This window comes from Paenibacillus sp. FSL W8-1187, from assembly GCF_037965485.1.
GTDB lineage: Bacteria > Bacillota > Bacilli > Paenibacillales > Paenibacillaceae > Paenibacillus_O > Paenibacillus_O pasadenensis.
In genome coordinates, this window is record NZ_CP150181.1 from 1184702 (window position 1) to 1209510 (window position 24809).

General features: G+C 60.0%; 24 protein-coding genes. 20 read left to right on the top strand and 4 right to left on the bottom strand.

Annotation, left to right across the window (positions count from 1 at the left end; genetic code table 11):
• Positions 1–60 precede the first annotated feature (60 nt).
• Both NYE40_RS05125 and NYE40_RS05130 read left to right on the top strand, forming a co-directional pair.
• Entirely contained in the window at positions 61–1146 is a 1086-nt protein-coding gene (locus NYE40_RS05125; protein ID WP_339279436.1) for a polysaccharide deacetylase family protein, read from the top strand.
• On the top strand, positions 1143–2396 hold the full coding sequence (locus tag NYE40_RS05130) for a YbfB/YjiJ family MFS transporter (RefSeq protein ID WP_244912766.1): 1254 nt from the start codon (positions 1143–1145) through the stop codon (positions 2394–2396). The genes NYE40_RS05125 and NYE40_RS05130 overlap by 4 nt, the downstream gene beginning before the upstream one ends.
• A gap of 40 nt (positions 2397–2436) precedes the next feature.
• On the opposite strand, the gene NYE40_RS05135 is transcribed toward NYE40_RS05130, so the two are convergent.
• Positions 2437–3135: a hypothetical protein gene (locus NYE40_RS05135; protein WP_153782886.1), complete on the bottom strand. Its 699-nt coding sequence runs from the start codon at positions 3133–3135 to the stop codon at positions 2437–2439.
• Between the two features lie 151 nt (positions 3136–3286).
• Between NYE40_RS05135 and NYE40_RS05140 the strand changes: the two genes are divergently transcribed.
• The gene (locus NYE40_RS05140; protein WP_153782887.1) at positions 3287–4642 is read left to right on the top strand and encodes a PQQ-binding-like beta-propeller repeat protein; all 1356 of its coding nucleotides are present in this window, start codon (positions 3287–3289) and stop codon (positions 4640–4642) included.
• Positions 4643–4725: 83 nt separating this feature from the next.
• On the opposite strand, the gene NYE40_RS05145 is transcribed toward NYE40_RS05140, so the two are convergent.
• Positions 4726–5874, bottom strand: a complete 1149-nt coding sequence (locus NYE40_RS05145; protein WP_339279438.1) for a copper amine oxidase N-terminal domain-containing protein — start codon at positions 5872–5874, stop codon at positions 4726–4728.
• Positions 5875–6062: 188 nt separating this feature from the next.
• Here NYE40_RS05145 and NYE40_RS05150 point away from each other — a divergent pair, with 188 nt between their 5' ends.
• From NYE40_RS05150 to NYE40_RS05165, 4 genes are all read left to right on the top strand, one after another.
• Positions 6063–6305, top strand: a complete 243-nt coding sequence (locus tag NYE40_RS05150) for a type II toxin-antitoxin system Phd/YefM family antitoxin (RefSeq protein ID WP_101808600.1) — start codon at positions 6063–6065, stop codon at positions 6303–6305.
• On the top strand, positions 6302–6727 hold the full coding sequence (locus NYE40_RS05155) for a type II toxin-antitoxin system VapC family toxin (protein WP_339279440.1): 426 nt from the start codon (positions 6302–6304) through the stop codon (positions 6725–6727). The genes NYE40_RS05150 and NYE40_RS05155 overlap by 4 nt, the downstream gene beginning before the upstream one ends.
• 36 nt (positions 6728–6763) lie before the next feature.
• Entirely contained in the window at positions 6764–8002 is a 1239-nt protein-coding gene (locus tag NYE40_RS05160) for a multidrug effflux MFS transporter (protein ID WP_339279442.1), read from the top strand.
• A 410-nt stretch (positions 8003–8412) separates the two neighbouring features.
• Complete coding sequence (locus tag NYE40_RS05165; protein WP_180968452.1) at positions 8413–9735, top strand: MFS transporter; 1323 nt, start codon at positions 8413–8415, stop codon at positions 9733–9735.
• A gap of 55 nt (positions 9736–9790) precedes the next feature.
• Here the strand turns inward: NYE40_RS05165 and NYE40_RS05170 are convergent, their stop codons facing one another.
• Both NYE40_RS05170 and NYE40_RS05175 read right to left on the bottom strand, forming a co-directional pair.
• Positions 9791–10042, bottom strand: coding sequence for a hypothetical protein (locus NYE40_RS05170; RefSeq protein WP_127464482.1), 252 nt, complete (start codon positions 10040–10042; stop codon positions 9791–9793).
• Positions 10039–11055 carry a nucleotide-binding protein gene (locus tag NYE40_RS05175; RefSeq protein WP_339279443.1) on the bottom strand — a complete coding sequence of 339 codons (1017 nt, stop codon included), beginning with the start codon at positions 11053–11055 and terminating at the stop codon, positions 10039–10041. Before NYE40_RS05175 ends, NYE40_RS05170 begins: the two co-directional genes overlap by 4 nt.
• A gap of 255 nt (positions 11056–11310) precedes the next feature.
• Between NYE40_RS05175 and NYE40_RS05180 the strand changes: the two genes are divergently transcribed.
• The 13 genes from NYE40_RS05180 to NYE40_RS05240 all read left to right on the top strand — a co-directional run bounded on the left by NYE40_RS05180 (position 11311) and on the right by NYE40_RS05240 (position 24611).
• Positions 11311–11724 (top strand): acyl-CoA thioesterase, encoded by a 414-nt coding sequence (locus tag NYE40_RS05180; RefSeq protein ID WP_339279445.1) that lies wholly within the window; start codon positions 11311–11313, stop codon positions 11722–11724.
• Between the two features lie 23 nt (positions 11725–11747).
• Complete coding sequence (locus NYE40_RS05185) at positions 11748–12527, top strand: Cof-type HAD-IIB family hydrolase (protein ID WP_339279447.1); 780 nt, start codon at positions 11748–11750, stop codon at positions 12525–12527.
• Between the two features lie 671 nt (positions 12528–13198).
• Positions 13199–13531, top strand: coding sequence for a hypothetical protein (locus NYE40_RS05190; RefSeq protein ID WP_146000501.1), 333 nt, complete (start codon positions 13199–13201; stop codon positions 13529–13531).
• 770 nt (positions 13532–14301) lie between these two features.
• Complete coding sequence (locus NYE40_RS05195; RefSeq protein WP_339279449.1) at positions 14302–18045, top strand: family 10 glycosylhydrolase; 3744 nt, start codon at positions 14302–14304, stop codon at positions 18043–18045.
• A 195-nt stretch (positions 18046–18240) separates the two neighbouring features.
• Positions 18241–18561: a metalloregulator ArsR/SmtB family transcription factor gene (locus NYE40_RS05200; RefSeq protein ID WP_028600310.1), complete on the top strand. Its 321-nt coding sequence runs from the start codon at positions 18241–18243 to the stop codon at positions 18559–18561.
• A 43-nt stretch (positions 18562–18604) separates the two neighbouring features.
• The gene (locus NYE40_RS05205; RefSeq protein ID WP_228551275.1) at positions 18605–19912 is read left to right on the top strand and encodes an alpha/beta fold hydrolase; all 1308 of its coding nucleotides are present in this window, start codon (positions 18605–18607) and stop codon (positions 19910–19912) included.
• Positions 19909–20580, top strand: coding sequence for a DUF998 domain-containing protein (locus NYE40_RS05210; protein ID WP_153782893.1), 672 nt, complete (start codon positions 19909–19911; stop codon positions 20578–20580). The genes NYE40_RS05205 and NYE40_RS05210 overlap by 4 nt, the downstream gene beginning before the upstream one ends.
• A 196-nt stretch (positions 20581–20776) precedes the next feature.
• Positions 20777–21010 carry a hypothetical protein gene (locus tag NYE40_RS05215; RefSeq protein ID WP_339279451.1) on the top strand — a complete coding sequence of 78 codons (234 nt, stop codon included), beginning with the start codon at positions 20777–20779 and terminating at the stop codon, positions 21008–21010.
• Positions 20979–21836: a site-specific tyrosine recombinase/integron integrase gene (gene xerA, locus NYE40_RS05220; protein WP_339279453.1), complete on the top strand. Its 858-nt coding sequence runs from the start codon at positions 20979–20981 to the stop codon at positions 21834–21836. Before NYE40_RS05215 ends, xerA begins: the two co-directional genes overlap by 32 nt.
• A 31-nt stretch (positions 21837–21867) precedes the next feature.
• On the top strand, positions 21868–22341 hold the full coding sequence (locus NYE40_RS05225) for a DinB family protein (RefSeq protein ID WP_339279454.1): 474 nt from the start codon (positions 21868–21870) through the stop codon (positions 22339–22341).
• Between the two features lie 78 nt (positions 22342–22419).
• Positions 22420–22689: a hypothetical protein gene (locus NYE40_RS05230; RefSeq protein WP_339279456.1), complete on the top strand. Its 270-nt coding sequence runs from the start codon at positions 22420–22422 to the stop codon at positions 22687–22689.
• 552 nt (positions 22690–23241) lie between these two features.
• Positions 23242–23922 (top strand): hypothetical protein, encoded by a 681-nt coding sequence (locus NYE40_RS05235; RefSeq protein ID WP_339279457.1) that lies wholly within the window; start codon positions 23242–23244, stop codon positions 23920–23922.
• Positions 23923–24128: 206 nt separating this feature from the next.
• On the top strand, positions 24129–24611 hold the full coding sequence (locus tag NYE40_RS05240) for an NUDIX hydrolase (RefSeq protein WP_339279458.1): 483 nt from the start codon (positions 24129–24131) through the stop codon (positions 24609–24611).
• Positions 24612–24809 lie beyond the last annotated feature (198 nt).

Here is a 24809-nt window from a genome sequence, read left to right on the forward strand (position 1 = left end):
CTTTTACAATAGGGCCGACGGCATCCGCATGGAAGCGATGCCTCCAAAGGGGGATGCACCATGACAGCGGCAACAATAACTCACGGCAATCCGGAGGCGGCTGTATGCGCCTTTACATTCGATGACGGTCCGATGCGGATCTCGATCGACGCCTGGCTCGAGGCGCTCGAGCAGGGGGGCGCGCGAGGGACGTTTTTCCTGACGGGCGAGTGGTTCGACCGCCATCCGCAGAAGGCAAGGGAGCTGCTGGCCAGAGGCCATGAGCTCGCCATGCATACGTACCATCACCGCCGGATGGCGGAGGTGAGCCGGGACGTCTTTTTCGAGGAGCTGCAGCTGGCCGAGCTCGCTTATCAGGAAGCGACGGGCCGGCCGGCTCCGGCGATCTTGCGGTTTCCTTACGCCTCTTATCGGGAAGAGAACCTGGAATGGCTGCGGGAGTGGGACTACCTGCTCGTCGAAGGGGAGGATACGGTCGACTGGTCGGGACCGCCGAGCGCCCAGCTCGTGGAGCGGGCGATTCCGGCGCTGATCCCGGGGGCGATCCTCGTGTTCCATGCCAACGAAAACGCAAAAGAGACGCCGCAGGCGGTCCGCTCGCTCGTCCGCCATGCCCAAGCCGAAGGCCTGGCCTCCGTTCCCGTCTCCGAGCTGCTGCATGCGGACGGCATCCCGATCCGCGAGCGCGCCTGGCAGGTCCGCTTCAAGGCGGATCCTTCGAGCGCGTTCCTGGGCGAGCAGTGGAGACGGGTGGAGGAGGGCGAGGAGCTGCGCAGGCTGGCCGCCGATTCGCTGGAATGGGGGAATCCGAAAGCTCCGACGGGAGCCGGCGCTTACGGGAAATGGCTGGAGATGCTCTCCGCCGCCGTCCAAGCGGAGGGGGCGACGCGGTTCGCCGCCCGCAGCTTCGCCGGCCAGCATTGGGCGTACGCGCGTGCTTCGGTCAAGGGCGGCACGCTGGTGCTGGAGGACTTCGCGACGAAGGAGGCGCATGCCGATGCCTTGGTCTATGTGCTGCAATGGGCGGCTCAGGAGGCATCCGCCGCAGGCTGCGAATGGATCTCGACCGCGCTGGACATGCGCCGCATCCGCAAGCTTTGCGAGCAGATGGGCATCGAAGCGGAGATCGTCCGGTTGCACGGATGACGGCTGCGACGGAGCAGGGGGCCGTCCTGGAGATGCGCTCCGCGTTCAATCCGCTCACGCTCTGGGCGTCGCTGCTGTTTGCCGTCATCCTCGGCTTTTCCCGGCTGTCCTACGGCATGCTCCTGCCGGGCATCCAGAGGGCGATCGGGGGAAGCTACGGCCAGCTGGGGACGCTGGGCACCGTCAACTTCATCGGGTATTTGGCCGGAACCTTGAGCCTCCCTCTGCTGATCGCGCGGTTCCCTGGCCGCAGGGCGGCGATGAACCGGGCCTCCTGCCTGCTGCTCGGTCTGACGCTGATCGGCTCGGCGTTCAGCGGGCGCCTCGTGCAGCTCGGGCTGTGGCGGCTGGCGACCGGCTGGCTGTCGGCGTTCGCGACCGTGCTGGTGCTGTCGATCGCGCTGGATGCTGTCCGGCCGGAGGAAAGAGGGACGGCCTCGGGCCTCATCTGGCTCGGCGGCTCCGCCGGCATTCTGCTGACGGGATTTCTCGCCCCCTTCGCCATCGATCCTGCGCGCTTGCAAGGGTGGAGGCATGCCTGGGCGCTCATGGGCGCATTCGGCATCGTGGCCGCCTGCGGATTCGAGCTTTCCGCGAGGAAAGCCGCAGCCCATCCCGCAGGCTCCCGGCCGGAGCCGCAGCAGCACGATGCGAGCGAAAGGGCATATCGCCTCCTGCTCAGCCCGAAGAAGCATCTGCTGCTGGTCGCTTCGTATTTCTTTTTCGGCTGGGGCTACATCATCTACTTCACGTATCTGATTCCCTATGTGACGAGCAAAGGCGTTCCGACCCTCTATGCCGGGCTGATCTGGTCGGGAATCGGCTTCGCCGGCTTGTTCAACGGATGGATCGGAGGCAAAGCGATCGACCGGTGGCCGAGCGGGCATACGCTTGCGATCGGATTGGCGCTAGGGACGCTCGGCGCGGGCGGGGCGATTTTCGACGAGATGTGGGTCACCGTGATGGGAGCGGCAGGGGTCGGGCTCGTGTCGTTCATTACGCCGCCGCTCATGACGACGGCGCTGCTTCGCCGGCAAGTCCCGCACCATGCGTATGCGGCCTGCCTGAGCCTGGCGACGGCTTTTTTCGCCTCGGGACAGATCATCGGCCCGATCGTCGGCGGCGCGGCGGTCGAACGGTACGGGCTGCAGGCCGGGGTCGCGTCCAGCGCGATCTTCATGGCGATCGCAGCGGCGCTGGCGGCTTGGTACGGGCGGCAGCAGCGGCGGGAGCGGGCGGAGCAGGCGTGACGGTCAGCGGGGAGGCGGCGAGGCGAGATCGGAGTGCCGGTCAGCGGCGAGGCGGCGAGGCGAGATCGGAGTGCCGGATCTCACGGAACCAGAGCTCGGGGAGGTCCATCGGCTCCGCTCGGCCATGGGCGTAGAAGAGGCGGACCGAGCCGGGATCGACGGATTCCGGCAGGCGGAAGGAGACGATCTCCGGCCGTGCCGGATCGACGGGAATCAGGTAGGCTGGAGCCGCAGGCGGATCGGGCAAGGAACGACCCCACGCGACGAATTCGCTGCGCAGCCGGCGAGTCTCCATGCTCTCCGATTGGAGAGCGGGAGAGGCATCGGCTGGAGTCGTGCCGTACGGGAGCACGAGCAGGACCGCATCGCGGCCGAGATCGGAGCCTTCGGGCTCGCGCTGCCAGACCGGCTGAATCTCGTAGAGGCCACGATCGACGGACAGCCGGAAGGCGATGTCGCCCGGCTGAGAGCGCGGGCCATCCACGCTGCCGAGCAGGCTGAAGCCGATCGAGGCGAGGCCGAGCGCCAGCACGAGCAGCATGCCGAGCAGGATCGGTCCTGCGCACCGCAGCATGCGGAGGAAGCCGTGATCGGCGGGGTCCGGGAGGGGGGCTGGAGCGGCGGCCGCGCCGCCGGGCTTGCGCCGCGTCGCCGCGAGCAGCCAGCCGAGAATGGACAGCAGCACGAGGCAGGCGGCTGCAAGGGCGACCGAGCCGGTCGACAGCAAGAGCGAATTCATTTGCGATCAGGCTCCTTCCACGACGCGCAACCTTTTGCCGGATGGCTCGTCTAGATATGGGTGCAACTGGAAATGGGAGTCGCCCTATTAGACCGATCAGGCCGTTCGAAAGGCTTCTTCTTCGGCCGGTCGTGGAGAGGAGTCATTTTAAATGATTGATTTTCGCAGGAAGAAAATGGCCTCGAAAGCTTTTCGTCGAGCCGGCTGCGCCATCCTCGGCGCCGCGCTGCTGCTCGTCCCTGTCCTGTCTGCTGCGCCGGTGCGAGCGGAAATGCCGTCGCTGTCGGTTCCGGGCTATGCCCCGGCGGAGCGGACCGCTCCATTGGCGAAGCCCCTATGGACTGCTTCCATCGATGTACCGGGAGCGAACGGCTTTTTCTATGAAGGCAACGCGGCGGCAGAGAACGGCATCGTGTACGCGATCTCCGGCTCGAAGCTCGTCGCCCGCAGCGCGGCTGACGGCAAGGTGCTTTTCTCTTACGGAAAGGACCTGAGGCCTTTCGTCAAGCTGGCCGCGGATCTGGCGGTCGTCGTCCATAAGGACGGCCGCATCGCGGCGCTGTCGGCTGCCACCGGCAAGAGGAAATGGATCTCCCAGGCCGGCATGCAGGCGGACGGCCGAACTCCGTTCATCGGAAAGGACCGCATCTATGCGCTCAACGACGATGGCCTGACCGCGCTGCGCGCCTCCGACGGGAAGCGGTTGTGGGCGGACGTCAAGGAGCCGATGGGCATGGGGCCGTACAGCTTGTCCGAGCATGACGGAGTGCTGCTTTTGACGTATGTCGTATCCGGAGCGATCACCTCGACCCAGCTCAATGCGGTCGACGCGGCGACGGGCAAGCTGCTGTGGACGGCGAACCGAACAGGCGCGCCTCTGCTCGTCCGGGACGGGCTCGTTTATACGGTGAAAGAGATGTGGATGCTCGCGGACATGGATCGTACGCCCGAGCGGCAGATTGAGATGCCGGTGCTGAGCCTGAGGAGCGGAGCCGTCAAGGGAACCCGCCTCTACGACTATGAAGTGGAAGGCTCGCCGCCTTATCCGATCCGCAGCCCGATCCTGGCGCTGGATAAAAACGACCTGTACGTGGACGGGGGCGGCGCGAAGCTGTTCAAGTTTGATTTCAAGTCTTATGCGGCAGGCGCCAAACCCGTCGAGACCTACTTCAAGCGGAATGAGCGGATGCAGCTGGCCGGACCGCCGCAGGGAGGGCGCATTTTGCTGGTCAGCCAGGACAACGGCGGCTTGTATGGAATCAAGACGGCCAACGGCCATCCGGTGACGTGGCTGGCCGACAACCCGGTCGTGCGCAGCGAGATTTACGGGAACCGCATCTTCAGCGCGCAGTCGGACGGGTATCTGTACGGCTTCGACCTGCAGACGACGGAGCCGCTGCTCAAGGTGGCGACAGGCTCGCGCGAGTACGGGCCGACGCTCAAGACAGGCGATGTGCTGATCGTGCAGACGAAGGGCAGGCTTATGGCTGTGAAGCTGCCTCGCTAGCGCAGGGAGCATGCCGAACATCCGCATTGAAGCAAAGGTCCGTTGAAACTCTTCTCAAGGAGAGCTTCGACGGGCCGTTGCTTTTATCGCGTCATACGCTCGTGGCGATGCCCCTTCAGATCGAGCTGATAAAACCCAAACGTTTTTTTCCTTTCTTCCGAGCTTAGATTCCCGGAGCGTTGATAGCCGAAGGTAGAGATGCCGTCATCCGTGATCGGCCATTCATAGGCTTTGCCCAACGTGTCAAAGCCGTAATAATAGCCGGGCTCCCCCAAAAAGTCCGCCGTCCATTTCCCGTCGTGGAACGTTGCCGCTTTCAGATTGGTCGTTTCATGGGCATTGAGCAAGCCGCGCTCATAGCTTGTCAAAAAGTAGACATCGTCCCGATACGTTTTCACTGCCTTGATCGGGGCTTTTTCAACCGCTACCCGGGTGATCGTTTCTCCATCCACACGATATAAAATAAATTCCTGAGTCGTGCCGAAGGCATAATTCAAATAAAAATGGCCTATGTCGGTATTGAACCAGATGTCCCCGAGCCGAACCTCGTTTTTCACCGGAACATAGTCATGATAGACAAAAGGATGGAAAGAGTAGAAATTAGTGCTGATGAACAATTGGCCGTCTTCTTTGATGAAGCTCGTAAAGCGGTCGCTGTAAACCATGGCTTTTCCTTGGTAAAGCAATTGACAGACGAGCATGAGGCTGGAGTTTTCGATCGCCGCGGCATCAGCATCCCGGATGACGATCAAGCTGTAGGGCTGGAAGGTTGTCTTTTTCAAATAGACGACTTTTTTATCAAGCGCCTCGCCGATCTGCCTCAAGGGAATATAGGTGGATTGGTTGTACCGGATTGCTGCTGCATCCATCTCGTGCGCGCGGCCATCTATTGAAATCGTCTTTTTTCCAGCTTGAAGGAGAATCGACTTGCCGGCGTATTGGATCGTGATGGATTGGTCTTTCGGATGGAAAGCAACCTTAGCGCCCAATCCTTCCGACACAAAGCGAAGGGGGACCAATGTCCTTCCCTCTCTGACGATCGGCTGGACGCCGGAGACATCGTGCCCGTTGATGAACGCCAAGGAGCTTTCGGGAGAAAGGATCAAGCTGCCTTTTAAGTCCGTTTCCGTTACGTCTTCATAAATGTCATAAAGCGGGCTTGCGTAGGCCGGGCAGCTGAACGCCAGGAGCAAGGTTGAAGCGAACAGCAGGACAATCATTTTTGCTTTCATCGTGCACCTCAATTTTATCGGAGTTGAATGTTGATGAAATTCTTACATAATTTGGTGATGATTGAATTTTACTTTATTTCACTCCATGGGGCTAGCATAGCTTCCATTTTGGGCGAATGAAACGCTAAGGATGTGCTATACTAATTATAGCTAGACAGTCTAGCCGATTGCGATTGGAGGAGATTTTCATGATGCAGTGGCAGCTTCAAGACGCTAAGAATCAATTAAGCTCCGTCGTGAAGAAAGCAGCCGATGAAGGCCCGCAAATGATAACGGTACGGGGGATGCCTGCAGCAGTCGTTCTGTCGATGGAAGAATATCAACGTTTAACGAAACCGAAAACGCGTCTGACGGATTTTTTCAAGGACTCTCCTCTGTACGATCTCGATTTGGATCGAAGCCAGGATATCGCCCGGGAAGTTGATTTATGAATTATCTTCTGGATACGAACGTAATTTCCGAACTTGTAAAGAAGGAACCCGATTCAGGCGTCCTACGCTGGATTGATGAACGAGACGAATCCACACTATTCTTAAGCGTCATCACGTTTGGAGAATTACAAAAAGGGATTTCCAAATTAAGCGACAAAAACCGTGCCGAACGATTGCAAGTCTGGATCGACCAGGACTTGAGCAGTCGGTTTGACGGGCGAGTTCTCCCCCTTGATCTGGATACCCTGCTTGCGTGGGGCAGCATCCAGGGACAAGCGGAAAGAAACGGAACGCCGCTGCCGGTCATGGACAGCCTGATTGCAGCTACAGCCATTGCCCATCATTTAACGGTTGTAACCCGCAATGTGCATGGCTTGGAGCGTTGCAAGGCTTCCGTTTTCAACCCATGGATAAACAAGTAATCCAAAGCATCGACAATTCGAAAGAAGGAACTTGACTTGAATCCATCAAACCCGCCGAATCCAGCTGAAGCGTCCGTCGCGGCATCGGCGCCCGCCTCGCGCAACTGGGGGCTGGCCGTCATGCTCGGATCGCTGACGGCGATCGGCCCTTTCTCGCTCGACATGTACTTGCCGGCGCTCCCGGAGCTCACCCGCGATCTCGGCGCCTCCGAGTCGCTCGGCCAGCTCAGCCTGACCGCCTGCCTGGTCGGCCTCGCCGCCGGCCAGCTGCTGGCGGGACCGCTCAGCGACGCGCTCGGCCGCAGGCGTCCGCTGCTGCTGGCGCTCGGCATCTACGCGGCCGCCTCGCTGCTTTGCGCGCTGAGCCCGACGATCGGCATGCTGCTGCTCTGCCGGCTCGTGCAGGGGCTGTCGGGAGCGGCCGGCATCGTCATCGCGCGCGCCGTCGTGCGCGACCTGTATTCCGGCCGGGAGATGACGCGCTTCTTCTCGCGCCTCATGCTCATCAACGGAGCGGCCCCGATCCTCGCGCCGATCTTCGGCGCCCAGCTGCTGCGCTTCACCGACTGGCGCGGCACGTTCTACTTCCTGACGGTCCTCGGCGTGCTGCTGCTCGTCTCGGCGGCGCTGGCGCTGCCGGAGACGCTGCCGCGGGAGCGGCGTACGACCGGCGGGCTGGGGCAGACGCTCGGCAACTTCGGCCATTTCCTCCGGGACCGCTCCTTCATGGGCGTCGTGCTGACGATGAGCCTCGTGTCCGGCGCGATGTTCGCCTACATCTCCGGCTCGACGTTCGTGCTGCAGGGCGTGTACGGCGTCAGCTCGTCCGCGTACGGCTTCATCTTCGCGGCCAACGGGATCGGCATCATCCTCGCCTCGCAGCTGACCGGCCGGCTCGTGCTGCGCTACAGCACGGAGCGGCTGCTGCGGACCGGCGTCTGGTTCGCGATGGCCGGCGGAGCCAGCCTGCTGCTGTCGGCGCTGCTGGACCTGGGGCTGTGGGCGGTGCTCGCCTCGTTGTTCGTCGTCGTCTCGAGCGTCGGCATCGTCGGCACCTGCGCTTCGTCGCTCGCCATGGAAAACGCCGGCCAAGCCGCCGGCAGCGCCTCGGCGCTGCTCGGCATGCTGCAGTTTCTGACCGGCGCGCTCGCCTCGCCGCTGTCCGGACTCGGCGGCGTATCGAGCGCGCTGCCGCTCGCGCTCGTCATCGCAGGCGCCCAGGCGCTCGCGCTGCTGGCGATGGCGGCGTTGCTCGGCTGCCGACGGGCGGCCTGAGCGGTGATTCCACCGCCTTCACGGCGGAGATACGCGGAAAAACCGAGCAACTAGGCTCGAATAGGTGCCTTCACGGCGGAGATACGCGGAAAAACCGAGCAACTGGGCTCGAACAGGTGCCTTCACGGCGGAGTTGCGCGGAAAAACCGAGCAACTAGGCTCGAACAGGTGCCTTCGCGGCGGAGTTACGCGGAAAAACCGAGCAACTAGGCTCGAACAGGTACCTTCACGTTTTTTGCCCTGCCTCCATCCCGTCTCCGTCCCCGCCCGCCTCCGTCTCGGGACCGAGTCCCTTCGCAGGCCAGGGAACGAGCGCAGGTTCATCCCCGCGCCGCTTCATCGGACACGGCCTCCCATCCTATACTTGGAAGCAGATGAACTACTTCCCCGGAAAAAGGATGGGATCCGCCATGATCGAATTGTTCCGCAACCGCACGTTCGCCCGCTTGTTCTTCGCAACGGTCTGCTCGCAGCTGGCCGCGACGATCGGCATGATGGCGTTCGCGTTCTACCTGCTCGACCGCTTCTCCAGCCAGCCCGCCTACGCGACGGTCGCCGAGATGATGTACTCCGCGCCGACGCTGCTCGTCTTCCTGTTCGTCGGCGTGTTCGCCGACCGCTTCGACCGCAAGCGGATCGCCGAGAACTCGCTCTGGATCCGCGCCGGCCTGTCGGCGCTCATCGTCGGAGCCATCGCCTCCGACGTCTGGATCCCGATGATCTTCCTGCTCCTTTTTCTCCGCAGCGCGGTGACGAAGTTCTACTATCCGGCGGAAAGCGCCATGCTGCAGGGCATCCTGCATGACAGCCAGTACGTCAGGGCGGCCGGCCTCAACCAGTCGATCATGGGCGTGTTCATGCTGTTCGGCACGGGACTCGGCGCGCTCGTCTACCACTCGGTCGGCGTGCTCGGCGCAGTGACGGTCGATCTGATCGGCTTCCTGATCGGCGCGCTGCTGCTGCGGGGACTGCGCGTGCCGGAGGCGGTCCGCCTGCCGAACGGCCGCAGCCGCCTTTCCTCGCTGCGCCTGCCGTCGGTATGGGGCGATTTTCGCGAAGGCCTCCGCTACATCCTGAGCCGCAAGCTGCTCGCCTCGCTGCTCGCCGGCTTCATCCTGTTCGGCCTCATCAACGGCTGCTTCGCCATGCTGCCCATGCTGACGATGAAATACAAGCTCGCCGGAGAGAACTATCCGTTCTACGTCTCGATGTTCTCGGTGTTCATGGGCGTCGGCTTCCTGATCGGAAGCACGATCGGCTCGGTGCTCGTCGGCAAGTTCGCCCTGCACAAAGTCATCATCGCCTGCATGTCCGCTGCGGCGGTCTGCGTGTTCGGCCTCGGCTGGTCGACCTCGCCCTGGGCTTACCTCACTTTCACCTTCGTCGCGGCGCTGTTCCTCGCTCCGTTCAATATCGCGATCGGCGGCTGGCTGCCGAAGCTCGTCGCGCCGGAGAAGATGGGGCGGGTCAACGCCTGGATCGACCCGATCATGATGGGCGGCCAGACGCTGATGCTCGGCCTGATCGCCTGGCTGTTCCCGAGCCTGTTCTCGGTCGAGGGGCTGCATCTGTTCATCGGCGCGCTGCTGCTGGTCGCGGCCGCCATCTATTTGGCGACGCTGCCCCGCTTCGTCCGCGAGGAGGAGCGGGAGGCGGCCTCCGCAGTCGCCGCTGCTCCGGCTGCCGCCGCTCCGGCCGCCGCCGCTGCGGGCTCGACTGCCGTGTCCGGCTGATCTGTCAGCCAAACGAAAAGAGCGCATGGCCGAGGCCATGCGCTCTTGCATTTCGTTAGCGGGCGAAGGACGGCTTCCGTTCGGAAACCGGGCCCCGTACGATCTCGATAAACTCCACATCGGCGCCCTCGACGGAAGGCCCGACAAACACCCGGCTGCCGACGACCGCTGCAGGGTCCTCCGCCAGGCTGCCCATCATCGGCCTGAGCCGACGGGCGGCTGCGGCCCGAGCTCCTGCCTGGCCGGCGCGGCTGCGGCCGTTGATGGATCCGAATCCACGACTATTCGACTTGCCGGTACGCTTCATCTCGAATCGCCTCCGATCAGGCTGCGGACGGTCGCCAGAAGATCGTCGTTCATCTCGACAATCTCCTTCAATCGGTCGGCGGCCAGAGGCCGGCTGCCCGAAAAATGGACCGACAGAACATGTTCACTACCCAAAGGATAACACAGGACATGCACGTCAGCAATCGCCCTGCGGCTGAAGAAGCTCCAGCGTCCGTCCAGATGGACCCTGACGACGATGATCGGCTCGTCCTCCGCGGATCTTCCCTGGTCGACGCGGATCGGGAACGTCCGGCCGCGGCCTACGTTGCCGCCGACCTGGCGGATATGCCCGTCGTCTGTGAGCTTCCAGAGCGCGGCGCCTGTCGTGCGGTAGCCGGCCGGAGGGAGGATGGAATTGCGGATCGCCTCGGCGTAGGCGGCATAGCGCTGCTCCGCATCCGCGATGTCGACGTTTTTGAGGAACTCCCAGAAAAAATGCAGCACGCTGTCCTTGCGCTGGACGAGCGTCTCGCTCTCGGCGAGAATCTCATGCCGCTGCTTGAACGGGCCTTCGCTGCGCATCGCCGTCAGGATCCGCCCGCATGCCGTGGATACTCCGCTGTGCGGACCTCGCGAATGAGCGGCGTCATAGCGGAGCAGGGTGAGGCCGTCCAGATCGGACGGCAGATGGATCGAGGCCGGGCCGGCCTCCTTCGGCTGCGGCACGACGCTGGGCACGAGGCAAAAGACGCGCCTGCGTCCGAGCCGCCCCCAGAACAGCCCCATTTCATACAAGGTGTTGTCGCGGGTGATGAAGTGCGTTTCATTGCGGATGGTGGCGACGTCCTCGGCGGCAAAGACGAAGATGCCGAAGTCGTTCGCATCCAGCTCGCGCTCGAGCGCCTCCATCGTATAATCGTTCGCTTGGAACGTATTGGCGTACCAGGCGTTCACCTCGACCTGCCTTTCGATCGCTTCGGCGACCGCCCGCGCGATCGGGATCGCTTCGGCGGAGCTGCCGATGAACGCCCTCGGCCTCCTCGATATCGTCATTCAAGCATCCCCTTCAAAGGCATGAACTTCCAAAACCGCTCGCAAAAGTAAGTATACAGGCCCGTCCCGATGCGGGAAAGAGCCTGCTCTCGATGCCCGGCCTCGAAGAGCGCCCGGGGAGGCGCTTTGCCCCTGTCCGGAACCTGTGTTATCCTGTCTGTGATTGGCCCGCTGGGCGGCAACGCTTTCATGATCCATCCGCCGTCGGCGGATTTTTTGCCGTATCCGGCGGAGTGGCGGGGAGGAGGGCTCGGGATGCCATCGGAGCTGGAGCTGGTCGTCCGCTCGACGGAGATCGACGTCAACGGGCATGTGAACAACGCGAAGTATCTGGAGTATCTGGAGTGGGGCCGGGAGGACTGGTATGAGCGCGCCGGGCTGGATTACGCGGCTTTTCTGGAGATGGGCATCCAGACGGTGACGGTCAACGTGAACATCAACTACCGCCGCGAGTGCGTGCAGGGGGAAAAGCTCGTCGTCCGCACGTCCGCGCTGCGGATCGGACGCACGAGCTACGCGCTCCGTCAGGAGCTGCTTGATGCCGGCGGCGCGGCGCGCGCCGATGCCGAGGTGACGAGCGTCTGCCTGGACGCGGCCGAGCGCCGGAGCCGGGAGCTGCCGGAGCGGCTGCGCGCGGCGCTGGCGGCGGACGGAGCGGCCACCGCTTAAGAGACATTCAAGGGGGACTATCGATGACAGGCAAACTGATTTTTTTCGACGTGGACGGAACGCTGCTCGACCATGACAAGCGCATCCCGGCTTCGGCCAAGCAGGCCGTGCGCGAGCTGCAGGACGCCGGACACGAGGTGGCGATCGCCACGGGCCGCGGCCCGTTCATGTTCCGGGAGATCCGCGAGGAGCTCGGCATCGACTCGTACATCAGCTACAACGGCCAGTTCGCGGTGCGTCGGGGAGAGGTCATCCTGCGCAATCCGATCCGTCCTGATCTTGTGCAGAAGATCACCGAGCGCGCGCTGGAGCTCGACCATGCGATCGTCTACATGAACGACGAGGCGATGAAGGCGAACATCGAGCGCCACGACTATATCGAGGAGAGCATGGCCTCGCTCGAGCTCGTCGACAAGACGATGGCCTGGGACAAGGACTACCATATCGGCCGCGAGATCTACCAGTGCCTGCTGTTCTGCACGATCGGCGACGAGATGAAGTACCGCGAGGAGTTCCCGGAGCTCGGGTTCATCCGCTGGCATCAGTTCTCGATGGACGTGCTGCCGCTCGGCGGCTCCAAGGCGCAGGGCATCGAGACGTACCGCAAGCTCGCCGGCGTGCGCCCGGAGGATGTGTATGCGTTCGGCGACGGGCTGAACGACATCGAGATGCTGCAGACGGTGCACAACAGCGTCGCCATGGGCAACGCGGTCGAGAGCGTGCAGAAGGCGGCGAAGCATGTGACGAAGGATGTGGCCGAGGACGGCATCCGGCATGGGCTGGAGCTGGTGGGGCTGCTGTAAGGATTGGGAGTTGGCGGGGCGGCTGTAAAGGATGGGGATCGGGCTTGGGCGCGGAATGGCGCCTGGGCCTTTTTTTGTTGGGAGGGCCGGCTGCGCTGCGCGGCAGCGTGCGGTCGGGAGGCGCAGGGGCTGGCTGCGGGCTGGCTGCGCTTCGCGTGCAGCTCGGCATGACATGCCGAGAGCGAACCCCCGCTGCGCGGGCAGTCCCTCCCTCCGATTGCTCTGAACCCCGGATTCCTTGATCCTCCGGAGCAGTCTCTGCAAGCAGGGCGGACTGACCGCCGCATGCTTCGCAGAGTGGTGAAGGCCAGCAACTTGTTGAAGCGCCGGAATCATGTCGAAGGCCTGTCGCGCAAGGGGACCAGGGCTCTTGGCGACGCATGACGAAAAAGAATGAAGCTGCTTGTGTGATTAATCATACAAACTTTGATCTCATGGAGAGCATTCAGAGCGTATTTGTATGATTTATCTTACAAATTCGACCGTCTTGGAAATCCCGTTGGAGATTTTGTGTGTTTTATCGTACAAATCGGTCGGAATAGACCTATTTCATAGAGAGTTTGTACGACGTTTCATATAAAATAGTAGTCGAGCTCGTAGTATCCTATCTCTCCTTGAAAAGGCAGGGAATTGATCCGACAATGGAGGAAAGTCCGAAGGAGCTGATTGCATTGAAAAGATGGGCAAGCGGCATGCTGGTGTTGCTTCTGCTTTGCGGCTGCTCGGTTTCAAGCTCTGACTGGGCGTTTCATTTCGTCATCTACAGGGATCATATCTACGAACTGAAGGACTCGATCTCCGCCGATCAATTGCAGGAGAAGCTGGGCCGGATCAAAGCCTACTCCGATCACGAAGCAGCCGAGTCCGGCAATTTCGGCTCCAATCGGTTCCGGACCGGAGCGGAGATCTACTCCATCCGTGACATAGACCCGCAGGAAGCGATCGCCGTCGTGGAGGATGGAGTCGTCTATCGGCTGCAGAACCGTGGTGCTTTTGGGAAATAGATTCCAAAGGGCTGAAGCCGAACTTCATTCTATTGAACGGAAGGCGGCTCAATTAGGGGCTGCCCGGCAGCCGCTAAGCCGATTTCCTGCCCGCGAAGGTACTTTCGACTCCCTCGTTAAGCAGCTGCGCCGAGTTCCTGCCCGCGAAGGAAATTTCGACTCCCTCGTTAAGCAGCCGCGCCGAGTTCCTGCCCACGAAGGAACTTTCGACTCCCTCGTCGAGAAGCCGCACCGAGTTCCTGCCCACGAAGGAACTTTCGACTCCCTCGTTAAGCAGCCGCGCCGAGTTCCTGCCCACGAAGGCACTTTCGATTCCCTCGTTAAGCAGCTGCGCCGGATTTCAGCCCACGAAGGAACTTTCGACTCCCTCGTCGAGCCCCTTTGCCGGATTCCAGGCCGCGAAGGTACTCTCGACTCTCTCGTTAAAAGCAGCCGCGCCGAGTTCCTGCCCGTGAAGGCCCTCTCGACTCCCTCGTCGAGCCTCTGCACCGGATTCCTGCCCACCTGTAAAATCCTTCGCGCGCTGCCGTGGGGCAATGATGCAGAATTGGAAAGGTTCCTATCGCACAGCGAGGGAGCTGAACCTCCTAAAATCGGAGCTTCAACGGAATCGCAAAAGCTTCCCGTCCATTGCTCTTGACTGTACAAAGTGTCAAAACTTTGCTCCAAAGTAAAATTAAATTTCAAAATATATTGAAATCTTAAAATAAATCTACTACTCTGAAAGTGGAAACGATTTCAAAGCCACTGGAAGGGGAGAAGTGAAGTTGGTGTTGAAAAATGCGTTGAAAAGGACTTTCCCGATGGCGGCGGCGCTCGTGCTCGGCTGGACCGCCGTTCTGCCGGGCCTCGGCCTGGCCGGCACGGCCGATGCGGCCGGGCTTGCGGCTTTGCCGGCCCATGCGGCAGAGCAGCTCGCCGCTCTACCGGCAATCGCCGCGTCCGAGCTTGCAGCCCCGCCGGCGCTTGCAGCGGAGGCGCCCGAAAAATCGTCGCCTGCTGCTGCTCCCGCGCCTGCCGCAGCTCCCGCGCCTGCCGATGCGCCCGACGCTCCCGCAGCTCCTGCGCCCGACGCTCCCGCAGCTCCCGCACCTGCCGCTGCGCTCGACGCATCTGCGCTTGCCGCAGCTCCCGCGCCTGCCGCTGCGCTGGAAACGGCTGCCGCTTCGCAAGCGCTCGTCGACCCGTTTGAGCAGACGAGCCATCTGCAGGTCACCTCGGTGCGCGCGGTGTCGGCGCGCCTCGATCCGGCCGCGCGGCCGGAAGAAATTCCGCATGGCCGCTACGCGATGAAGCTGTCGTATGACTTTACCGGCACGACCGGGACGTCGGCGGCTTATCTCAACTTCAACCACAGCGACGGCACGCTGGGCAAGCCGATTCCGGGCAGCGCCGCGCAGCTCGGCCTCTGGGTCAACGGCGACGGCCAGAACCACTGGCTGCGCATGCAGGTCATCGACGCCGCCGGCGTGAAGTCGGTCGTCGACCTGGCGGCAAGCGTGAACTGGACCGGCTGGAAATACGTCACCGCCAATATCCCTTCCAACCTGCCCCGTCCGCTCAAGCTCTCCCAGATCTACCTCGCCGAGACGAAGGATACGAACAAAAACGCCGGCGCGCTCCGCTTCGACCAGCTGACGGCGTTCGCCGCCGCGCCGCCGACGCATGAGCTGACGCTTCAAGGACTCGGCCCGCTGCAGACGGGCGAGACGCGAGCGAGCTTCGTCGAAGCTACATACGCCGGCCGCACCGCCCCGGAGCGCCTCGCTTCCACGGGCCTCGCCTACCGGAGCAGCGACGAGACGGTCGCCTCCGTGGATGCGAGCGGCACGGTCGTCGCCGGCATGCCCGGCACGGCGATCATCACCGCGCAGGTGCCGGGACAGCCGGTCGAGGCATCGACGGTCGTGGCCGTCACCTACGAGGCGCCGGTCGTCCAGACTGTCGAGCTGTCGGCGCCGACCCGCCTCGAGACGGGAGCGGCCGCGGAGCTGAAAGCCTTCGCCATCTACGCCTCCGCGCCTGAAGTTCCCGTGCGTCTGATCGCCGGAGCCGAGCTGTCGAGCAGCGATCCGGCGGTGCTGAGCGTGTCGCCGGACGGCCGCCTGCAGGCGCTGAAGGCCGGCTCCGCCGTGCTGACGGCGCGCTTCGGCGGCCAGCAGGCGACGATGCAGGCGACCGTCGCCGATCCGGTGCCGGTGCTGCAGTCGATCGAGCTGGCGAGCCTGCGCTCGCTGAATCCGGGCGACAGCGCGCAGACGCTCGTCACGGGCACGTACACGCGGCTGCCGGCGCCGGTCAAGCTGACCGAAGGCGTCGCCTACACGAGCAGCAATCCGGCCGTCGCCGAGATCGCCGCGAGCGGCGTCGTGACAGGCAAGGCCAAGGGCGCGGCCCGCATCACGGCGACGTACCAAGGCAAGACGAGCAGCGTCTATCTCGTCGTCGGCGAGACGATGGCCGCGCCGAAGCGCGAGATGCGCGCCGCCTGGATCGCGACGGTCGACAACATCGACTGGCCGCGCAAGGGCGTCACCGACCCCGAGCAGCAGAAGCAGGACTTCATCGCGCTGCTCGACGAGCTGCAGGCGGCCGGCATGAATGCCGCGATCGTGCAGGTGAAGCCGACGGCGGACGCCTTTTACCCCTCGGCAATGGCGCCGTGGTCCGAATGGCTGACGGGCACGCAAGGGAAAGATCCCGGCTATGACCCGCTGGCGTTCATGCTGGAGGAGGTCCACCGCCGCGGCATGGAATTCCATGCGTGGTTCAACCCGTACCGCGTCAGCATCCAGGACGACGTGAGCAAGCTCGCGCCGAACAACGTCGCGGTGCTCCATCCCGAATGGCGGATCAGCTACGGCGGCAAGCTGTACCTGAATCCGGCGATTCCCGAGGCGCAGCAGCATATCCGGGACAGCATCATGGAGGTCGTAGGCAAGTACGACATCGATGCGGTGCATTTCGACGACTACTTCTACCCGTATCCGGTGACGGGCGTCGACTTCCCGGACGAGGTCCAGTACGCGGCTTACCAGGCGTCCGGCGGCACGCTCGCCAAGGCGGACTGGCGCAGGAGCAACGTGAACACGTTCGTGCAGACGATGGGCGAGGCGATCAAGGCCGAGAAGCCGTACGTCAAGTTCGGCATCAGTCCGTTCGGCATCTGGCGCAACAAGAGCGAGGACCCGACCGGCTCGGACACGAACGGCCTCAGCAGCTACAGCGCGATCTACGCCGACTCCCGCACCTGGATCGCCGAGGAGTGGATCGACTACATCACGCCGCAGATCTATTGGAACATGGGCTACTCGCCGGCCGCCTACGAGAAGCTGGTCGACTGGTGGAGCCGCGAGGTCGCGGGCAAAAACGTGCATCTGTACGCCGGCCAGGCGATCTACCGCGTCGGCACGGATGCCGAGGGCTGGCGCAATCCCGAGGAGCTGCCCGGCCAGATCATCCTGAACCGCGGCTACGAGGCCGTGAAGGGCAGCATGTATTTCAGCGCGAAATGGTTCGAGCTGAATCCGCTCGGCGTAACCGATCGGCTGCAGGCGGAGCTGCATCGCGATCCGGCGCTCGTGCCGGCGATGCCTTGGCTGGACGCCGAGCCTCCGGCCGCGCCGGGCGCGGCGGCAGCCGCCCAGGCGAGCGGCGACGTGCTCGTCAGCTGGCAAGCCAGCGCATCCGCGGACGCGGCCAGCTATGTGATCTACCGCTTCGACGGCGCGAAGGCGGGCAGCATCGGGGAAGCATCCGCCATCCAGGCGGTGCTGCACCGCAGCGCGCTCGGCGCCGAGCCGCTTTATACGGATGACTCGGCCGTAGCGGGCCGCACCTACACCTACGTCGTCACGGCGCTGGACCGCGCGCACAACGAAAGCGCCGCGAGCGCGCCGGCCACCGTCACGGTGAGGGAAGGCGGAGACGCCAAGCTCGCTCCGGGCAAGCCGCAGCTGAGCGATACGAGCGGCCAGGCCTACGGACTGAAGGACGGCAAGTACGCCGTCACGATGAACCTGTGGTGGGGCAACAACGGCACGGTGTACCGCCTTTACGAGAACGGCAAGCTCATCCGGACCGTCCTGCTGGACGACCGGACGCCGGCGGCGCAGTCGGTGCGGACCGAGCTGGAAGGCAAGCCGAACGGCACCTACGTCTACACCGCCGAGCTGAGCAACGCTTCCGGCACGACGGCGAGCGCGCCGCTCACCGTGCAGGTGACCGACGCGGCGCCGGGCAAGCCGGACGTATCGCATGACAACTGGGACGGCGACGGCCGCTACCGGATCACCGCCAACCTGTGGTGGGGCACCAATGCGACCGAATACCGCCTGTACGAGAACGGCGCGCTGATCGACACGCAGGCGCTGGAGGCGAACACTCCTGCGGCGCAGCGAGCGTTCACCGACGTCGCGGATCGGGCTCCGGGCACGTACGTCTACCGCGTCGAGCTGGCCAACGCCGCCGGCGTGACGGCGAGCGGCGAGCTGACAGTCGTGGTGAAGCGGTAGCGTTGAGGTACCAGCATGACTAAGATGGGAAAAGAAGCCCCGAACGAATCCGTTCGGGGCTTTTTTCGGTACGGCAAGGCAGGCCAAGCGCTCCGGCAGGCATCTCATGGCCGCGGCGGCGATGGTCTTCTTTTTATATATATGTTGACGTATATACACCAATTGATATATATTAGGCTCATGAGAACAACAACCATGCAGCTGACCTTGCTTGCCCTTGCTGAACCGAGTCGGTTCAACATCGTCGAATTGCTGAAAAACGGACCGAAATCCGTAGGAGAAATCGTTCAAGCCTTGGGATTGGGCCAGCCGCAAGTATCCCGTCATTTGCGCATCTTGGGAGAAGCCGGTCTCGTGCGATCGCGCAGCAAGGCTCAATTGCGGATCTACAGCCTCGAAGCCGGGCCTTTCCAGGAGCTGGACGAATGGTTCGATTCCTTCCGCATTCTGTGGGAAGAGCGTCTGGATGCGTTTGAGCAGACAATGCTGGATTCCATTAAGAAGGAGGATCAATGACAGGCATGGACAATCCACGAGCCCACGAGAAAGGTGATATTCGATGAAAACAAAAACGACCGTTCGCAAAGACCGCGAGCGCAGGGAGCTCACGATCGAACGAACCGTTGCGATGCCTGCCCAGCTTGCATGGGAAGGCTGGACGCAGCCGATGCATATCGTCCGGTGGTGGGGCCCAAAGGGCTGGACCACGACCGTCTATGAAATGGACGTACGGCCAGGAGGAGCGTGGCGCTACAGTCTCCAAGCGGATGACGGCAGCGGCGAGACCGCCTATTGCAGAGCGGCCTACGATGAAGTCGAGGCGCCGAGCAGGCTGGTGTACACCGACCGTTTTGCCGACAGCGAGTGGAAGATCGTTTCGGACAGCGAAATGCATACGACCGTATCCTTCGAGGCGCAAAGCGGCGGAACAAAAATCAGCATCGTGACGCGATTCGCTTCCAGCGACCAACTGGACAACGCGGAGGCGATGGGCATGATCGAAGGCTTCACGGATGCCTATGACCGGCTGGAAGACTATTTGGAAACTTTACAGGGAGGCAAGGACTCAATGGAGACTGTCATTTCGAAGGATGGGACAAAAATTGCTTATGTCAAACAAGGGACCGGTCCGGCCCTGATCCTGATTTCATCGGCAGCGGCGGATCATCAGGATGCCGAGCCGTTAGCCGAACGCTTGTCGGGCCATTTCACCGTTTACAATTACGATCGACGAGGACGCGGACGCAGTGCAGATACCGCGCCTTACGATACAGTCCGAGAGGTGGAAGACATCGAAGCGCTGATTGCCGCCGCCGGCGGACAAGCCAGCTTGTTCGGGAGCTCGTCCGGAGCCGTATTGGCGCTCGAGGCGGCCAACAGGCTGGCGGATTCGATCGCGAAGGTCTTTCTATTCGAGCCGCCGTTCATTGTGAGCGACAGCCGCAAGCCTGTTCCTGGCGGCTATGTCGACCAGTTGAATTCGCTTGTCGAAGCTGGAAAGAGATCCGAAGCCGTCGAATATTTTGCATCCGAAGCCTTAGGCATACCGGAAGAATACATCGGGTACATGAAAGCCGATCCTTCGTGGAACAAAATGGAGCTGCTGGCCCATACGCTCGCTTACGATGGAACGATCATGGGAACGGCGCAATCCGGAAACCCGCTGCCGGCCGGCAGATGGGAACATAGCGCTCCGACCTTGATCCTGACCGGGGAGAACAGCGAGCCGTTTCTCCATGAGGCGGCACGCGCGCTTGTCGAGCTTCTGCCAAGGGCGACGGCTCATTCCCTCGTCGGCCAAGACCATTCCGCAGTCATCATGGCCCCTGAAGCCGTGGCACAAGCTGTCGTGGATTTCAAGCGATGATTCAGAAGCCCGTCCTGGCAAAACCATTGACGGAGAAGGCTCTCCGGCTCGCGCTTGCATCCGTCTTCTGCAGCGGACTGTTCGTGGTTCTCTTGGTCAGCCTGCATCTGCTGCAGCCCGAATTTGATCCAACCTGGCGTTTTATCAGTGAATACGCGCTAGGCGACTTTGGCTGGATCATGCATCTGGCTTTCGGATTGCTGGGTACGGCGCAAATCTGCGTGGCGCTCGCGATCGTTCCGCATGTCCGCTCGGTTGCGGGATCCATCGGGCTTGTCATCCTCGGCATCAGCGCCATAGGCGTCGCGATCGCGGGCATCTTCGCCACCGATCCGATCTCCATTCATCCGGATGACGCCACATTCAGCGGCAGCATGCACTCCATCGGGGCGATGCTGGACTACACGCCGGCAGCCGCTTTGTTCATCAGTCTTTCGTTAGGGCGGCTCGAGGCTTGGCGGCCTGTGAAAAAAGCGCTGATCGCCAGTTCGGTTCTTGCCATCGTTGCGATGCTCGCATTCGTGCTGCAAATTCCCCAAGATGGACAATTCGGTCCCGAGGTTCGGACCGGTCTGTATGGACGATTCCTGATTTTGACGGAAGTCGCCTGGCTGCTCCTCGTGGGAAGTCATGCCGCCAAGCTGGCTCGGCTGAATTCGAATCGTTGAAGCGGCGGGGTTATTTCCAAATCAAGGTCTGCCTTGTATACTGAAGTTGTTGTCGGCTAGCCAATTTATGCAAGACAAGCATCCTTTTATCCGAAAGCATCGGAGATTCAGACCGCCTCCTTCCGAGGCGGACTTGAATCTCTTTTTTTATTTCCACATTTAGGCAGGCGAGGTATACTGAAGGAGATGAAGCGTCATGGATCTACGGATCGCAAAGAAAGACGACCGCTGGATTTCTTTGAACACGATCGTCTTCGCCAAAAACGATATTGAAGCCATCAAGGGAGTAGCGGGACGAAAGTGGATGCCGGAGGACAAAGCTTGGCTGATTCCTTACACGATCTCCAGCCTGGAGCAGCTGTGGGAGACGCTGCAAGGGAGAATTCGGCGTCTCGACATTGCGCCTGATTTGCTGGAGGAATGCTCGTAAGCTCCGAGGCTACAGTCCCAAGACGATCCGGGCGTACACCGGGCATGTGCGGCGCTTTTTTCAGAAGGGGGAGAACGTCAGGGATGGCGAGACGAGCCATGATCCGGTAGAGGATTCGCCGGGCATCAGCGTCCGCGCCTACTCCTTGCAGCTGTTGGAGGAGGGGAAGTCCCACTCCTTCGTCAATCAGGCGATCAGCGCCCTCAAATTCTATAGGAAGAACATCGAGGGCGAAGACGCAGCAAGCGCCTATGTGCGGCCGAAGAAGGAAAACAAGCTCCCGAACGTCCTGTCCACCGGCGAGGTGGCGCAGCTGCTCCGCTCCGTCTCCAACGAGAAGCATCGCGCGATCCTCTGCCTGCTGTACTCGGCCGGACTGCGCGTCAGCGAAGTCGTCCGGCTCCGGCTGCGCGACCTTGATCTGGAGCGCAGGACCATCACCGTACGTCAGGGCAAAGGGCGCAAGGACCGCATCACGCTGCTTTCGGACATCGCTCGGGGAGCGGTCGAGCGTTATGTCGGCAGCGGGCAGTCCGGAGATTGGCTGTTTCCGGGACAGGACGGGCGTCGGCATCTCACGGAGCGCAGCGTGCAGAAGCTGTTCGAGCAGGTACGGAGCCGTGCGGGCATTCGCAAGCCGGTCAGCGTGCATTCCCTTCGCCACTCGTTCGCCACCCATCTGCTTGAGAATGGAACCGACCTCCGCTATATCCAGGAGCTGCTTGGCCATCAGAGCAGCCGGACGACCGAGCGCTACACGCATGTCAGCACCCGGGACGTTCGCCGGATCCGGAGTCCTTTGGACGGGATCGGGCTTGAAGAATGAAGGCTCGCAGGAGAATGGGGGAGATGATGGAATGACCCGACTTCATGACGACTATGAGTATCATGCTTGGGCTTCGATGCGGGTGCTGAAGCATCTGGAAACATTGCCCGCCGGTACGCTGACCCAGGAAGTCCAGCTCGGCTTCTCGAGCCTGGTGGAAGTGCTGGGCCACCTGGCCGCGACGGAAGAGATCTGGCTTGCCCGTCTGAAGGGAGAGCCGGCGCCTTCATTGACTCCACGTCCATTCCAGACGGTGGAGCAGGCTCGCTTGGCGTTTGAGGGATTGCACGAAAACACACGGCATTTCTTGGTGGGCAACCCGAACGCGGAGGAAGTCGTTTCGTACCGCAATTCAGCCGGCAAGGAGTTTCAAAGCACGATCGCAGACATAATCCAGCATGTCTTGTATCACGGCGCTTATCACCGAGGGAATATTACGACGATCCTGCGTTCGCTGGGACATCCCGGTGTCGGGACGGACTATATATTGTTTTTGAGGAGATAGGAACGAGGGGCCGTGTTCGTAAATCCTCTGATTAAAGCACGAATAGCGGAGAAAACACATCTTAAGGATGGTGAAGACTTGAAACAAATCAACGTTATTTTCTCCTACATATTTATCATTGTAGGTGTTTGTATAATTACAAGCTCTAAAATTGCAGAACAACTTGTTCCTCGAAACGGGTTTTATGATGTTGATTTATCATTGAATTATTGGATGGGTGCTTTAATCGCTGTTTTGGGAATGGCAGGCCTCATTATCAACTCAAAGTTTTATGAAAATTATGTTAAAGAAGTTGATTTGAGAAAAAGGGAAATCGAAGAAAAAAACAAATTGGATAATGCTCAATGATCAATTGAGTATATCGCATCTGTGGACCGGGTTAAGGCTGCTAAACAACTTGAGCGTTCCAGTTCTTAATAGCAATGACAATGCTAGGTGTTCACGTAAAAGTTCGGAGATACCCGGATAGCAGTGAATATATAGAAATACAGAAATAAGACGTTAGACGCCATGCAAAACCAGAAAATGACTACAGGATTATGAAACGAAACTGACCAATAGGGCTTTTTCTAAGGTAGGTTCCCTACGCGGGAACGAGATTGAAAGTACAGGCTTTTCTCTGAGGTATGTTCCCTATGCGGGAACGGGATCGAGTCTTGCTAGTAGCTCAAAGATGGCAAAGCGTCTAACACCGTATTCACGCTGCGGGCATTCGCCCTTGGTCCGGACCGATGTAAAAAAGCCTAGGGTAGAATCAGCCGGACAACACCTGCGAGGCTAAGGCTGACGCCCCGTTCCCGCTGGTCACTTAAGCCTCTCGGGTTCGTGAACACAACAACGTTATCTGCAATTCCTGCTTTAGGGCCAGACAATAAGTTAAAACTAGTTAGGAGTATAACCATGCAATTAACATATACCATTTCTGTTGATCAAGTTGTGGTAAACGATGACAAAGATAATAGGTTTAAAGTATTTCAAATCGAAGATTGTAATTTAGGGAAACTTCAAGGAACGCTGATTAGATACCAATCACTACTTGCTAGTGAACATGATCTAATATATTCAAGAGCATACATTGACCAAATGTTTTATACAGTGGACTCAACATTAATTGATGGGGCATTAATAAATAGCGCAATACAGCTTTTAGTAAAGTGCTTTTCAAATCCTGGGGGAAAAGGTCGTTCTCAAATAGACGCCAAACAAGTCTTCGATTCATTTGCCAAGAGTATTGGAAAGAATAGTTACCTAAAACAATTCAATGATCTTCGAGATATACGAAATCGTACCCTTGCTCATGATGAGGGTGATTTTAGAGACAGCAAAGTTGGTATTACAGTTGATGTTTATACTCAAAAACCTGTAGAAATAGCCCAAGTTTATATGCGACGAAAATTTTTGTATAAGGAAAATGCAGTTATTCTGAGAGATATGATAACAATTGCAGTCGAATATATTAGTGATCAAAAGCAGAAGATAGAAAAAATAATGATGGATCATTATGGTACAAAATCCTTTTCGGAAATATCTCAATATAAATTGCTAGATTGCAAGGGCGCAGATACTTATAACGTATGGTAAGTGTAGGTGCTAGATAAGCGATTTCGAAGAGGGCAGAAACAGCAGATAACACCGCATTCAACGCATCGGTCGCTGTCGCTCCCTCGGTCCGCCTGGAGCATTTCGCAGAAGCGGATTCAGCGGACAACCTCCTTCGGAGGTTCGTGAATGCGAGAGACGTTAGACGAAACCACGAAGAGATAGATTTAAAATGGAGGCATCTCAGGGTGGAGAAAAGGTATCATCGACATATTGGAATTTATGGAGTATGCAAAAGACAAAAAAGCTTGCTGGTTATTAATAAAAATAGAGGACCATATTCGGGGCGATACGATATGCCAGGAGGAAGTATAGAACCTAATGAAACTATGCTCGGTACTATAATTAGGGAGTTTAAAGAAGAAACAGGCTTAGTAGTGCAAGTCAAAGGGCAAATTGGGTCCAAAGATATTATAATTCCTTGGACTCGAGCGGGATATGAGCATACACATTGTCATCATATATTTGTACTCTATGAGGTCGAATATATTGCCGGACATATCAATTCTTCTCCCAATATTGAAGACTCATCAGGAGCTGTATGGATAGATACTGCTGAACTAAATGAAGATAATTCATCGCCTATAGTAATGGCGACTAAAGAATGGATAGAAACCAGTAGATTTAATATTGAACCAGTAGAGTACACAGATTGGATTATTAAGGAGTAGAACCTGTTGAAAGTATCTCAATGTGGCTTCGTCTAACACCATATTCACGCATCGGGCATTCGCCCTCGGTCCGGCAGAAGTTAGAAGTTGGATCGGAGAGAATCAGCCGGACACATCCGCACCACCTAACCGCATCGCGGCCCCCCTTCGGGCTTAAGGTGGTGGGACGTCGTGAATACAATAACGTTAGCCGAAATA